The organism is Stenotrophomonas sp. ZAC14A_NAIMI4_1, from assembly GCF_003086915.1.
In the GTDB taxonomy this organism is placed as follows: domain Bacteria; phylum Pseudomonadota; class Gammaproteobacteria; order Xanthomonadales; family Xanthomonadaceae; genus Stenotrophomonas.
This window is the reverse complement of record NZ_CP026002.1, coordinates 2,283,467-2,297,513: the sequence shown is the minus strand read 5'-3', so window position 1 is coordinate 2,297,513 and position 14,047 is coordinate 2,283,467. Positions and strand designations below refer to the sequence as shown.

The 14,047-nt window shown below is 63.8% G+C and carries 11 protein-coding genes; 4 read left to right on the top strand and 7 right to left on the bottom strand.

The genetic code is table 11. The annotated features are described in order from the left end of the window. Positions 1–114: 114 nt before the first annotated feature. From C1926_RS10450 to C1926_RS10435, 4 genes are all read left to right on the top strand, one after another. Positions 115–3,090: a TonB-dependent receptor gene (locus C1926_RS10450; RefSeq protein ID WP_108759139.1), complete on the top strand. Its 2,976-nt coding sequence runs from the start codon at positions 115–117 to the stop codon at positions 3,088–3,090. 65 nt (positions 3,091–3,155) lie between these two features. Beyond that, on the top strand, positions 3,156–4,511 hold the full coding sequence (locus C1926_RS10445) for a Gfo/Idh/MocA family oxidoreductase (protein WP_108759138.1): 1,356 nt from the start codon (positions 3,156–3,158) through the stop codon (positions 4,509–4,511). A gap of 126 nt (positions 4,512–4,637) precedes the next feature. After that, positions 4,638–5,333, top strand: a complete 696-nt coding sequence (locus C1926_RS10440) for a DKNYY domain-containing protein (RefSeq protein WP_108759137.1) — start codon at positions 4,638–4,640, stop codon at positions 5,331–5,333. 446 nt (positions 5,334–5,779) lie between these two features. After that, positions 5,780–6,844, top strand: coding sequence for a ParA family protein (locus C1926_RS10435; RefSeq protein ID WP_108759136.1), 1,065 nt, complete (start codon positions 5,780–5,782; stop codon positions 6,842–6,844). 1,332 nt (positions 6,845–8,176) lie between these two features. Here C1926_RS10435 and C1926_RS10430 read toward each other — a convergent pair. The 7 genes from C1926_RS10430 to C1926_RS10400 form a co-directional block, all read right to left on the bottom strand. Then, complete coding sequence (locus C1926_RS10430; protein ID WP_108759135.1) at positions 8,177–9,217, bottom strand: phage portal protein; 1,041 nt, start codon at positions 9,215–9,217, stop codon at positions 8,177–8,179. Continuing rightward, the gene (locus C1926_RS10425; protein WP_108759134.1) at positions 9,214–9,957 is read right to left on the bottom strand and encodes a hypothetical protein; all 744 of its coding nucleotides are present in this window, start codon (positions 9,955–9,957) and stop codon (positions 9,214–9,216) included. Before C1926_RS10425 ends, C1926_RS10430 begins: the two co-directional genes overlap by 4 nt. Positions 9,958–10,034: 77 nt before the next feature. Then, on the bottom strand, positions 10,035–11,891 hold the full coding sequence (locus C1926_RS10420) for a DUF927 domain-containing protein (RefSeq protein ID WP_108759133.1): 1,857 nt from the start codon (positions 11,889–11,891) through the stop codon (positions 10,035–10,037). 55 nt (positions 11,892–11,946) lie between these two features. After that, positions 11,947–12,639, bottom strand: coding sequence for a toprim domain-containing protein (locus C1926_RS10415; RefSeq protein WP_254057396.1), 693 nt, complete (start codon positions 12,637–12,639; stop codon positions 11,947–11,949). Between the two features lie 139 nt (positions 12,640–12,778). Then, complete coding sequence (locus tag C1926_RS10410) at positions 12,779–13,417, bottom strand: hypothetical protein (protein ID WP_108759131.1); 639 nt, start codon at positions 13,415–13,417, stop codon at positions 12,779–12,781. Continuing rightward, positions 13,414–13,629, bottom strand: coding sequence for a hypothetical protein (locus C1926_RS10405; RefSeq protein ID WP_108759130.1), 216 nt, complete (start codon positions 13,627–13,629; stop codon positions 13,414–13,416). Before C1926_RS10405 ends, C1926_RS10410 begins: the two co-directional genes overlap by 4 nt. Continuing rightward, positions 13,626–13,835 (bottom strand): hypothetical protein, encoded by a 210-nt coding sequence (locus C1926_RS10400; RefSeq protein WP_108759129.1) that lies wholly within the window; start codon positions 13,833–13,835, stop codon positions 13,626–13,628. Before C1926_RS10400 ends, C1926_RS10405 begins: the two co-directional genes overlap by 4 nt. Positions 13,836–14,047: the final 212 nt, after the last annotated feature.

Genomic DNA, 14,047 nt, shown 5'->3' with positions numbered 1-14,047 from the left:
TCCTCCCCCGCCCATTCCGACTACGGCTTTCGAGCCGTGGCCCGGGAGCGTTTTGCCCGCCAATCGCTTTCGCGCCGCCCACCCGCGCCGCACCCCTGCCAGGAGAGAACCCCGATGTTGCCCGCACGCCACCCCCGTCCCCCCTGTCGCTCGATCGCTCCGCTGTCGCTGGCCATCGCCGGCGTGCTGTTGTCGATCGCCCTGCCTGCTGCCGCCCAGGACAGCAAGGACAACGCCACCGACCTGGCCCGCATCGAGGTCACCGGTTCCAACATCCGCCGTACCGACGTTGAAACCGCATCGCCGGTGCAGGTGATCAGCAAGCAGGACATCCAGAACATGGGTGCGCGCACGCTGCTGCAAGTGCTGGACAACCTGCCGGCCGCGCGGCCCGCGCAGCAGGATTCGCGCTCGCTGTTCACCGGCTCGGACGGCGCCTCGCAGGCCAACCTGCGTGGGCTCGGCGCACAGGGCACGCTGGTGCTGCTGAACGGCCGTCGCCTGTCGTACTACGGCGCACCGGCGGGCTTCCAGACCCAGTTCGTCAACATCGATGCGATCCCGGCGGCAGCCATCGAACGCATGGAAGTGCTGACCGACGGCGCCTCGGCGGTGTACGGCACCGACGCCGTGGCCGGCGTCATCAACGTGATCACCAAGCGCAACTTCCAGGGCGCGGAGATCAACTTCACCAACGACACCTCCTCGCGCATCGATTCCTATGGCGAGCGCCAGGCCAGCATCACCGCCGGCTTCGGTGACCTCACCGAGAACCGCTTCAACGTCTACGCCGCGGTGAACATGTACCGGCGCGACGCGATTCCGCTCAGCGATTTCTACGACAAGCGGCCCAGCCAGTACTACGTCAACAACCCCAACTACCTGACCAACCTGCGCCTGGGCGTAGGCAGCAAGCCGGGCCAGTTCAACCCGGGCACGTACTTCGCCTTCGACCCGGTGACCGGCCGCCGCGTGCAGGAAGCCGCACCGGGCTGCCAGAACGTGCTGCAGGGCCAGGCCGCCGGCCCCAGCTGCGTCTGGGAAACGTGGATGAACAACGAGATCGATGCCGGCGCGAAGTCCGAGCGCAACACCGCCTACCTCAACGGCACCTTCCTGGTGGGCGACAACACTGAGATCTTCGCCGAGGCCACCTACACCGACATCGACCTGCGCGCCAACGGCGGCACGCCGCGCACCTATGGCACCACCACCGGCAACCCCAGCAGCTGGTTCTCGCGCGATACCGGCACCTCGGTCAACCAGTTCCTGTACCCGTACCTGGGCCCGAACAACGAGTACAACCACGCCAGCCCCGAACTGAAGGCGTTGATGGGCGGCGTGGTCGGCCTGAACTACCTGCTGCAGGATGCCGGGCCGAACTATTTCGGCCAGCGCAACACCGACCAGAGCTACCGCGTGGTGACCGGTGCACGCGGCAACGTCGGCGACTGGAACTGGGAAACCGCGTTTGCCACCGCGGGCTCGCACTCCACCACCTACCAGACCATCAACGTCAACCTGAAGGGCTTCGAGAAGGCCTTTGGCCCGTACTCGGTGGATCCGGGCACCGGCCGGGTCATCATCTCCGACCACCCGGCGTACAAATTCGGCGAGATCAGCGAGGCCAACGCTGCGCTGATCCGCGAAGCCTTCCCGACCTTCGACATCCAGTCCTGGACCCGCCTGCACACCCTGGATGGCAAGATCGAAGGCCCGCTGTTCCAGCTGCCCGCCGGTGAGATGCGCGCAGCCTTCGGCTTCAATGCCAGCCGCGAAACCTTCTACACCCCGGGCAACCCCGATGCCGCCGCCGGTCTGATCACCCAGCAGGGTGGTTCGTGGTTCGACGGTGCGCGCAACACCTATGCGCTGTTCGCCGAAACCGTGGCGCCGATCACCGACAAGCTGGAACTGGATGCGGCGCTGCGCGTGGACAAGTACCCGAACTTCAGCGCCAATGTCGCGCCGAAGATCGGCTTCAAGTACCAGGCCTTCGACCAGCTGATGCTGCGCGGCACCTATTCCACCGGCTTCCGCGCGCCCAGCCTGGCCGAGTCGGGCAGTGGCGGTGTGTTCGCCCAGCTGGGCGGCTACCGCGACGAGGTGCGCTGCGCCGAGACCAATGCCATCGCCGACCTGCTGCGGCAGTCGCAGCGTGCCGGTGACGTGGACCTGGGCAAGAGCCTGGCCAACGTCGACTGCAGCCGCACCGTCGCCCGCATGACCCAGCCCAACCAGGACCTGAAGCCGGAGAAGGCCAAGATCGCCACCCTGGGCTTCGTCTACGAGCCGGCCAGCTGGCTGTCGGTGTCGGCCGACTACTGGTTCATCTACCGCAACAACGAGATCGTCGCCCCGGATTTCAGCCGCGACACCGACATCATCTCCTCCAGCCGTTCGCCGATCACCGATGCCGACCGCGCCAACCTGGCCCAGCTGGCGGCGATGTGCGCCGACCCGGCCAGCGGCGTGAGCTGCCCTGCCGTGCTGCCCGGCTACAGCGTGGGCAACGTGGCCAGCGTGGTGGGCCAGTACAAGAACCGCGGCAAGACCCTGGTCGATGGCTTCGACGTGGATGCGCGCAGCCGCTTCTCGCTGGGTGAATGGGGCGGGCTGAACGTGGGCCTGGCCGCCACCATCGCCAACCGCAACCGCTACTACATGGATGACGAAAGCGGCTGGTACTACGGCGACGTGGTGGGCTACTACAACAACCCGCGCCTGCGCGCCACGCTCAACGCCGACTGGACCTACAAGCAGGTGACCACCAGCATGTTCGTCAACTACGTGGGCGGCACCAAGTGGGCCCGCGACCGCGTGGACGAAGTGGACAACAACAAGGACACCTGCACCGCCGGCTTCCTTGCGCTGGAGGCCAGCAAGTGTGATGGCGCGCCGTCGTGGTGGACCGCCAACCTGAGCGTCACCTGGCGCCCGGATGACGCCTGGAACCTCAGTTTCACGGTCAAGAACCTGTTCGATCGCCTGCCGTTCTACGATCCGAACAGCTTCCTGGGCGATTCCAGCGACTACGCCACCATCTTCGGCCGCGGCTACAGTGTGACCGTCGGCTACCGGTTCAAGTAATTCCGTTCGTGTGACCCTGGTGCGCCGGTCGTGGCCGGCGCACCTTCAAGAGGAGAGTGTTTGCCATGAAGCGTAGGGAATTCATCGCGGCCAGTGCCGCCGTCGCCGCCAGCAGCCTGCTGCCGCAGACCCCCGCCTGGGCGGCAGGGCGCAAGGTGCGCCTGGCCCTCATCGGTACCGGCATGCGCGGCCTGGTGCTGCTGAAGGAGCTGGTGCGCCGGGACGATGTGGAGGTGGTCGCGCTGTGCGACATCGATCCGATCATGCTGGGCCGCGCCGTGGACATGGTGGCCAAGGCCGGCAAGGCCGCGCCGAAGACCTACGGCCAGGACCGCGACACCAACGCGTGGAAGCGCCTGCTGGAACAGAAGGGCATCGATGGCGTGGTCATCGCCACGCCGTGGGAATACCACGCACCGATGGCGATTGCCGCGATGCAGGCCGGCGTGGCCGTCGGCTGCGAAGTGGTGGCTGGCATCACCCTGCAGGACCACTGGGACGTGCTGAAGACCCAGCTCAACACCGGCACGCCGTACATGCTGCTGGAAAACGTCTGCTACCGCCGCGACGTGATGGCCGCGCTGCAGATGGTGCGCCAGGGGCTGTTCGGCGAACTGGTACACCTGCAGGCCGGCTACCAGCACGACCTGCGCGGGGTGAAGTTCAATTCCGGCGATCCCAACCAGCCCTACGACAGCGGCGTGGAGTTCGGCCCCAAGGGCTGGAGCGAAGCGCGCTGGCGCACCGAGCACTCGGTGCAGCGCAACGGCGAGCTGTACCCCAGCCACGGCATCGGCCCGTGCGCGATGTACACCGGCATCAACCGCGGCAACCGCTTCACCCACATCAATGCGTTCGCCACCAAGGCGCGTGGCCTGCACGACTACACCGTGGCCAAGAGCGGTGGCACCACCCACCCCAGCACCAAGGTCAAATTCAAGCTGGGTGACATCGTGACCACCACGCTGGCCTGCGAGAACGGCGAGACCATCCTGCTGCAGCACGACACCTCGCTGCCTCGCCCTTACTCGATGGGCTTCCGCGTGCAGGGCACCAAGGGCCTGTGGATGGACGTGAACCATTCGATCCACATCGAAGGCCGCAGCCCGCCGCACCAGTGGGAAGAGTTCAAGACCTACCAGGACCAGTACGAACATCCGCTGTGGAAGCAGAACGCCGACACCGCGGCCAGCGCCGGCCATGGCGGCATGGACTGGTTCGTCATCCACGCCTTCGTGGAAGCGCTGAAGGCCAAGGCACCGATGCCCATCGACATCTATGACGCGGTGACCTGGAGCGCGATCACGCCGCTGTCCGAGCAGTCGATCGCCAACGGCTTCCAGACGCTGGAATTCCCGGATTTCACCGCGGGAGCATGGAAGCAGCGCAAGCCGATCTTCGCCTTCGACGGCAAGTACTGATCCGCAGAGCCCCCTGTAGAGTCGAGCCATGCTCGACTGATCTGTCGGTAGCGCCGGGCCATGCCCGGCGTTGCTGTCTCCGCTCGCACTACACTGATGCTCCCAACACCGGCGGAGCCCCAGCCCATGCCATGGCAGAAGATCAGCGACCAGCCGGACCAGCGTTTCCTCGGTCCGTTCCGCATCGAATTCTGGCGCATCCACGAGGGCCGGGTGTTCCACCAGGGCCGGCTGCTGCGCAAGGCCGATGCAGCGAGCTTCGAGTTCATTCCGGCGCACTTCTTCATCGGGCGCGACGCGCACGCGGTCTATCACGCGTGGACCCGGCAGAGCTCCATCGACCGCGACAGCTTTCGCCAGTGTGGCGAATACTGGCTGGACGACCATGCCGTCTACTTCGAGTACGAGACCTCGCTGAAGGCGCTGGCCGGGGCGGACTGCACGACGTTCCGCGATCTCGGTGGCGGCTACGGGGCCGATGACCAGGGCGGCTGGTATTGCGGCCGGCGGATGAAGCACTGCCTGCGTGGCGACCTGCTGCAGGGGGTGGCAGAGGACCCGCTGTACGCCGTTGATGACAGCAACGTCTACTGCGACGGGAAGCCGCTGCCCGGGGTGGATCGCGCGCGCTGGCAGCTGCTGGACGGGTGCTTCTCGGGTGATGGCAGCCGGGTCTACTACCTGGAACGGAAGCTGCCGCGGGTGGATGCGGCGACGTGGCGCTGGCTGGAAGGGGGCTGGTCGCGGGATGCCACGCAGTTGTTCAACATGTACGAGGTCGAGAAGGACCCTGAGCTGCGGGCGCTGCATGGGCTCGGGTGACTGGGGCGCGCGCGCGGAGGCTCGCGCTGACGACCGGCCATGGCGCTGTGCCGCCAGCTGAAGCGTTGGGCGGTGGGGCTGCTCTGGGAGCTGGGGCGTTGCTGGGGGGCGTCCTGCTGGGAGGCGCGGCCTGCAAGGGCAGGCGGGAGCAGGGGAAGATGGCGCGCCCGGAGGGATTCGAGAAATGCTTGCAAGGCATTGTATTTAAACACTTATGGCGCTGGCCCGGATAAGAGCTACCGCCAAAGTTACCGTCAACTGTCTTTGGCTACCGATCCAACTTAGAGGTCACGCTATCGGTGCGAGCTCTCATGACCTATCCGCAGTACGACAAGTAATTGGCGTAGGGGCGTCCACTGCTCAGAGAAATACGAACCTCATGATCGCGTGCGGCGGACATGGGCTAAGATGCTCGACTCTCTGAGTCTGCCAGGATGGGCAATTAAATGACTGAGCGGTATGTTGTTTGGAACAACAAGGGTGGCGTCGGCAAGAGTACGATTACCTTCCATATCGCCTCGCGATATGCCGAACTTAATCCTGACAAGCAGGTTCTTGTAATTGACCTGTGCCCTCAAGCTAACGCGAGCATGATGCTCTTGGGAGGGGGAGTTGCCGGTGAAAATCATGTAATGGCACTCTGCACTGAAGCCGTTCCGCGCACCGTTGTTGGCTACATGAGCACGGTAATTGCGGGTGGTGCTGGAGCTTATTTGCCGAACCCACATAATTTTTTAGTTCAAGTGGATTCTGTAAATCCAGCGATGCCTTCAAATCTCGCATTGCTTTGTGGTGATGGAAACCTTGAGCCAATGGCCCCAGCTGTCAGTGGCGCAGCAAATGCCCCATCTCTGACGCCTGCGATCCAGCCGTGGAAATGGGTTCACCTCATCTTCCGGGGACTGATCGATTCCTTCGCGAACTCTCTCCACGGGCGAGAGCTGGTCGTATTCATCGATACCAACCCAAGCTTCTCCATCTATACGGAGCTTGCAATCTCTGCGGGTGACAAGCTGATTGTTCCAGTGAATGCTGATGATTCGTCCAGAGTGGCCGCAAATGCACTCTTCATCTTGCTCCATGGTCAAAATCCCCCGCACCCCATCTATGGGGCATGGACGTATGCGACGAAAGCTCAGGCTTTTGGCATGCTCGTTCCCAAAATTCACGTGATCGTTGGTAATCGTTTAACCCAGTATGATGGAGCTGCTGGTGCCTTCAGTGCACTTTCAGACGCAACGGCAGACACCCTTTTCCACGCGTATACAAACCATCCCGGGTACTTTACCCCGCGCAGCTACCAGGCACAGAATTTGACGGATTTCCGTAAGCAGTACTCCGTTGCTCTGCGAGACTTCAATACCGCTGGTATTGTCGCGGCTCACCTTGGCAAGCCGCTAACAAAATTGAACGGAGGTTATCATTTAGTTCATGGTAATCCTATCCAGATCAATAATGATCGGGTGGCGGAATGCCTTAAGGCAGTCGATTCGCTTGTGTCGAGTCTGTAGCGTTCGCTGGAATGTCTAGGCGCTGGTGTAGGCGCGTTGCAGCTGGAGCCCCCACTTAGCGACGTAGATGGAGATCCCTGCTGAGTGTCAGATTTTCGGCGCGGTGGCCATCAGGTTGGGGTGCTCCTGTGCTATCAGAAACGTTACGGTCATCTTATGAACAAAGCCTCTGATTTCAGGGGCTTTTTTCTTGCTCTGGTTTTATCAATGATCTCGACGGAGTGGGCAGCTTGAAGGCCACCAGCTTCTATAGATGCAACAGAACGAGCTGCGTCAGGTGCCCTTGTGGACTGTGCGTTGCGACTCCGCGCACTCGCAAGCCTCTGGCCCTAGCGCTGGTAGGCGCTGCGTAGAAGCGGCCTTCGAAGTGGCTGGAGAGCAGGCAAGCGGATGGAGCCTACGAAGCCTGCGACGCCCAGCGCCATTCATTCCCCGGCGCGCGCACTCGTCTCCCCACCACGCCTGCGCACTTCATAGGGTGCTTTTTCTGCACTACCTGCACGCAGGCCAAGAGCAGGCGCAGTAGGCCTGTCGGGGGTATTGGGAGGTCACGCCAGTACCTGCGATTCCCTGCACCCAAGGCGGTTCCGGGCGGGGCACTGAGCGGCCAGATGGACGCCAGACGCGCAGTGCCCAGGGAAGGCGGAAAAGAACGCATCCAATAGCGTCCAAATAAAAAACACCCACTACTTAAGGTGTTTCAGGAACGCTATGAAATGAGGGTGTGGAACACACTTCTGGTTACAGCCCCCTTTAAGGCAGGACTCCCCCTCTCAGCCCTGCCGCTCCCCTTGTCTCCCAAGGGTTTCGCCAGTTCTTCTATGCTCTTGCCAACTGCCAATCCCTACTTGTGATTTCTGACTCACTGTTTCTGCTGGTTACATTGGTACGTTGGTTACGCCCCGTCCCGCCGTCATATATATCAATAACTTGGGAGCGTCCAGGGCTCGTACCGTTCGCTTGGGACGACTGGTTACACTGGTTACAGCCTGCGCCTCAGAGAGGCGCGGCCCACTGGCGCCGCGACCGGAAGACAACCTTCCAAGCACCGCACCACTGACCAGATGAAGTGACGGGCCGCCACGCTTCAACATCGTCAGCTCAGAGGATCTCACCCGGATATCCATCCTCGGCACGCGTAGGCGTCCAGCTACCGCTCTGGGCGGCCAGACTGACGTCGACCTGGTGCGGCCACGCTGCGGATCGGCGAGGGATCGTGGTCGGGCTACCTCCTGCCCGGCGTGAGACGAAAAAGGCCACCCAAGGGCGGCCCATCGATTCAGTGCTGCCCCCCGCACGCCATGCGCCCGGCACCGGCTCAACGACCAGGCGTCAGCCTGCTACGGGTGCCAGTTCGAACGGGGCAAAGGAAACGACCTCCTCGCCGATCCATTCGTTGACCATCGACATTCGCGATTGCAGGGGCGCCAGCTCCATCGACGCCCACACCGTGGCTGCATCCCGTATCGAGCCGAATCCACCCGCGTTCTGAGGGACGATACCCAGCAACTGCGGCGGTATGCGCAGCGCTGCCAGAATGTCATCGCGGGTCACGCGCTTGATGCCGGTGAACTCATCCTTGGCCGCCACTTCGCTGATGGGGATCAGCTGCAGGCCATCCTTTTTGCCATTCGGCGAATGGATGAACAGGTTCCGGAAGTTACCCGGTCCACGCGAGTCTCGCAGGGCCTGGCGCAAGGCATCGACGTCCCCGCCCTCCATCTGCGGGTCAGTCAAGTAGAGAATGAACCCTGCATGCGACCCGTTGGTGTAGTACCTGCGACGGAACAACGTGGCCGATTCATTGAGCAGCGCCGACTGCACCACGGCAAGCCACTCCGGCAACCCGTAGATTTCCTGGTCGGCATCAGCCTCCCGCAGCTGGTGCACCGAGCCAGGTGCAAATTCGTGCTCGGCCTTCTCAGCTCGCACTTGAAAGAACGAACCGGGTTCCACGCCTCGGCGCAGGTATTGCGCCATCAGCGGGTGCAGTTGCACGTGCCCTCCAGAGTAAGAGGCCTGTCGTTCCAGGTAGGCCATACCGAATACCAGGTAGTCCAAGGCCAACTGCGCGAATGCGGTGCGATTCAACAATCGATGCGGCACGAAGGTCCGCACAAGCATGTTGCGCTTGAAGATCAGGCCGCTGTGCAGGAAGGGGTTGGACCGCGTTGTGCGCGACAGACCATTGAGGGTGATCGGTGGCTCGTAGTAACGGCCATTACGCCAGCATTCCAGGTAGTCAAATAAGCCGCGTGATTCCAGCACCGGCGATGGTTCACCGAACGAAAAGGCTGTTGCTGACCCAGCAGAGCCCGTGCCGCGCGCGGGCGGTACCTCAGCGGCATCGGCGTCGGTATCGGCCCCCGTCACGCTGCGCCTCCGCCTTTGATCTGTGCCCTCAACTGTGACCGGCGCGCCACACTGCCCGCGAGCCCCATGTCCACCGAGCTCAGGTCCATAGGCGGCAATGCCAACTGTCGGGTCACCTGATCGGCCACTGAGGCATCGCCCAGGCGCTGCAGCACCGCAGTGCTGAGGCGAGAGAAGAACAACTTGGCCAAATCATCGATAGCGGCTTTCTGCCGGTAGACGCCCCCTTCGTTCTCCGCCTTGCAGAATAGCGCCAAGGCCACTGCCAGGCTCTCACCTGCCTGTTCGAGAAACTGCTCATAGGCCTGACCGGCAGCTTCGCTGATGACTTCGTGCGCCTCGCTGATGCAGTCCTTTGCAGCCTCGGCCAGCTCCAGCTCCAGACGCGGCACCTCGGCCGCAATCCCACCCTCCATGGCCTCATATTCCTCCGCCAGCGACAGTGCTGAGCGCTCGTTGGCGCGCAGTTTTTGAATGTCGCGGGTCAGCGTGCCGTCGCTGTCGCGCAGCTTTGCGCTCCACTGCTGGCGTGCGGCGGTGGCGTCTCCCTGAGCGGCCTGTCTGGCACGTTGCATAGTATGGACCTTGCTCAACAGGTCGCGTTTTTGCTGCACCACGATGGACAGCCGCTGAGCCAGCTCATTCAGCCGCCGCCTATGCTCCGACAGCGGCGCAGCCTCGACCTGTTCGCTGGAATGAATAGTCAACTCGGTGGTGGTGATGGCTTGGTTATCGCTCATTTTGAAGCTCCATTAGATCTATTGGGGGGAGGCTCGCGCGACCATGCGTCGGCAAGCTCTGTGAAAAACAGCGCCGCTCACAGGCCGCTGTCGTGAACCTTGCGAGGGTCGAAGACGAAGACGCGGATAGCCCCCAAGCCGGGGACACGTACAGCTTGGGAGGGTCTACCGTCTGCGCTGCGCTTGAGCCATCCAGCTTCCGCCAGAGTGCGTGCGGCCAGGCGCACGTCAAAGCCCGCGCACAGCTCCCGCCTGAAGGCCTCCTGCAGTACCAGGTACTCTGTCAATCCGACCTCATCGAATCGTCGGAAGCCCACGCGGTCGCGCACCGGCACAGTGCCTTCAGGACTGCGCAGCTGCTCCAATCGACTCTCGCCATGGGCCTCGAAGAACGCACGCACGCGCGAGAGCAGCTCATCGGTGTCCGCGCTGCCTGAGCCACCACGCCGACGCAGCCATGCCTGAAAGCACGCCGCCACGCCTTTCGTAGCCTCTCCCTTGCTCCAGCCGGTAATGCGGTGGTGGCAGGTGCTGGCAAGCTCCCCGGCGAATGCGACGACGGCAAAGCGTTCGGCCACACGAAGCACCTCGCCGGAGGCATCCTCAGGCACGTAAGTAGCCAGGAAGCGATCAGTGGACTCGCGCAGCCGGGCGGTCAGCGTGGGACTGGCCTGCTCGGTCAGGTAACCGATCCACAGCGGCCAAGGCGCGCCGTAGGTGCGCGCGGCGGCATCCTTGAGTAGCGCCGATAGCGCTGCGCCGTCGCTGGCATCGTGCAGGCGCTCAAACACACCGTGTCCGCCCTCTGCCTCAGCCGGTACGTCGGCCAGCCGCACCGACTGACCTGCCCGGGCCTGCTTGCCCACCTCGGCCATATGCTGGGCCAGCCCAACTTCACCAGCAGACAAGATCAGCACCCGCCAGCGTGCCGCCGCACGGGCCTCGCCCGCGCGATTGGCGCGACTCTTGCCATTGCCATTGGCGAGCAGATAGGCAGCATCACCGGCCTGCTTGGGATCGATCTGCGCCAGTTCATCAAGTATCAGCGTGGCATCGTTGTGCAGCACTGCAACGCCCTCCAGACCGTTGGCCGTGCTGCGCCATTCGCGTGCGTACTCCGGCGGGCCGACCACACTTGCCGCTACGCGCAGCGCAGTGCTCTTGCCGCTGCTGCTGCCACCTACCAAGTGGAAGCCGCCGCCAGTAGCACCGGTAAAGTGCAGCAGCGGACCGGCCAACATCGCCGACACCGCCAGCACCAAGCGCGAGTTGTCCTGGCAGCGCCTGGCAACATCACGCCGCCAGTCCTCCAGCGAGCCGACCGCTGCGTAGTGGTGCTGCAACCCGCCGCTGTGCTGGTAGACCAGCAGTTCCTCACCATTGCCATAGCTCTCGCCGTTGGGGAGTACATAGCGGCCCTCATGCCATCCTGGCACGGCCACGTTCCGGGCGCGGGTGTCGATGCGCTCCTGGATGATGTAGGCCAGCAGGCGCTGCATGGTGCTGCGATGGGCCGACATTTCCACGCCACCGGCGGCCAGCTGGCGAACGAACTCGCGCGGATCGCCAACGAGCATCTCTGCTGGCGCAGCCCACTGGTGGGGGTGGCCATCGGCATCGGTCCAGGTCAGCAGACGGCCCCATTGCTCACTCTGGCTGTTTCGGGTCTTGGCTTCGACCTTCAACGGTGAGCAGACAAACACCGGCTCTGCTAGGTCGCCATCCTCAGTGACGCCAACGTAGTACACGCCCGTGTCGTTGAGCTGGTAGTGGGCGCGGGCAGCAACGGCACCGGCGCTCTCAGCCGTGCTCGTACCGGCTTTGCTCTTGCCTTTCTTGCTCTTGCTCACAGCACGCTGAATCGTGCCGCGAACGGCGCTGGCGCCAGCTTCCTTGGCTGCATCATTGAAATCGACAGAAGTGACATTGCTCATGCACGTGGCTCCGGTGCCGCGTCGGCGCGCTGCGCCTTCGGGATATAGAGAGAGATCATCTGGAGGTAGCTACAGGGCGTGCGCGTGGCGGCATGGCGACCACCCCACCCACGGCATCAGCGGCGCGCTGGGCGTTGGCAACGCCCGGATTGATGCCCAGCCGCGCAGCGGTCGCTGCGTCGTCATCGGCGCACATCACGATCACCGCCGAGGGGAACTTGGCGCGCAGCGCACAGGCCACTGACTCCAGGTTCCCGGCATCGAACGCCACGGCGGTCGGGTGCCCAGTGGCTTCATGGATGCTGGCTGCAGTGGCAAAGCCTTCGGCGATGCACACCACGTCGCTGACCTCGCGGCCCACGGCGTAGTAGAGCCCGTGCTTGCGGCCACCCGCCAAGAACCGCTTGCTGCCATCAGCGGCGATGGACTGCAGGCTCCACAGGCGCCCCTGCCCATCGCGCAAGGGCACCAGCAACAACCCGTCCAGCTGCCGCAGGCCGTGCACGCCGACGCCCTTGCTCACAAGGTAGGGGTGATCGGCTTCAGCGGCACAGGCACACTGCCAGCGCGCCCGCGCCTGGTGGCGAGCCATCGCCTGGCGCTGCGTGCGCTCGGCCTGCTGCTGCCGCTGCGCACGCACCACCGCGTCGCGCAGCGCGGCACGGTCAGCGTCGCTCAGCGTCTCGCTTCCGGCCTCGCACCAGGACTCGCTGAGGCCGCTCTTCCAGTTGCCGTAGGCACCGGCCAACCGCGGGGCTGCGTGCAGGACGTACCACCCACTGCGCTGACCTCTGGCATCGCCCTCGGCACGGACGCGGCGTAGGCGCCCATCAGGGACCGCCACATCCAGTGTCAGCCCTGCTGACCGCAGGACGGACACAAAGCTGTCAGTCCGCGTCATCGTCTGTCTCCATCTGACTGCTGTGCTTGACACCCGCCAGGACGGCGGCCAGATCCTCATGCACGTACGCGGCGCTGAAGGCCACCGCATCCAGTGGTAGACCCATACGCTCATCGACACTGGACAGCAGTAGTGCAGCCGCGCACGCACGCTCCACGCGATTGAAGTCTTCCTCGCTGATCCAGTAGCCCAAGGGCACAGTCGGAGCGCAGGCTCCACGCTCCGGTTGCCCATGGGCGGCGGCCGGCTCGGCGCGCAGGTCGGCCAGCTGCAACGCCATGCCTCTATCGAACTGTCCCTGCGACTGTGCAGGTCCGAACAGCGACAGCCGCACGCGCACCCGCGCAGCAACGGTTTCCAGTTCCAAGCAATCGCTCTCAAGCGGCGCCAACAGGCGCTGCCGCAGGCGATGTTCCAACGGGTGGCCCACCAGCGCCTCATCCAACTCTTCACGGAGGTCGGAAAGACGGCGCGAAGCCTTGGCGTGAAGCCGCTCGATGCGACGGGCCACGTCGAGGATGTGAGCGGTTCGCTCGGAATCGAACCAGGTATCGGTGATGGTGGCACTGAGAACGCCATCGGCGATGCCAGGCGCATTGGACACAGCTACGGTTTCCGCGTTCATGCAGTCACCTCCGCGTCGCGAACCATGGTCAGCAGTTGGCCGACAGACAGACCTTCCAGTGCACCAGGGCGGCGCTCCAGGTCAGCCACCAGCTGGAACAGCGCGGCTATCGGCATCAGGTGGATGCGCTGCAACAAGCGCACAGCGCTGAAGATGTCATGGGTTCCCGCATCATCATTGACGGCGGCAGCGTTCAAAGAGAGGGCGTTCATCGCGCGGCCTCCTGTGCGGTCGCCTCGATGGCGTGCTGCACCTCGCCCATCGTCAGTTCTTCGGGCGCCTTCCGGGTCGCTTCCAGGCGCGCGGTAAGCGCCAGCCAGCGGGAATGGTCCCAGTCCAGGGTGTCGGCGATCTCGCCGAGATAGTGAGCAAGACGGATGGCAAAGCGCGACGGCGCGGCCAGGGTGTCGTGAGACATGGCAGGATCCTCAGGTAGATTGAGGTCCATCACCGCGCTGCTAAACGAGGTGACGGACGGTACGCGGTTAGCAGACCGGCCTGAGGACCGGCAGACCTTGCGGTCTCCGCGCACCGCCCGCCATAGAACTGGCAAGCAATCGCCCGCGACGACGCAGCGGGCAACAAAAAAGCGCCGTGCATCGATCGATGGGCGCTGGTGCGCCTCAGGGT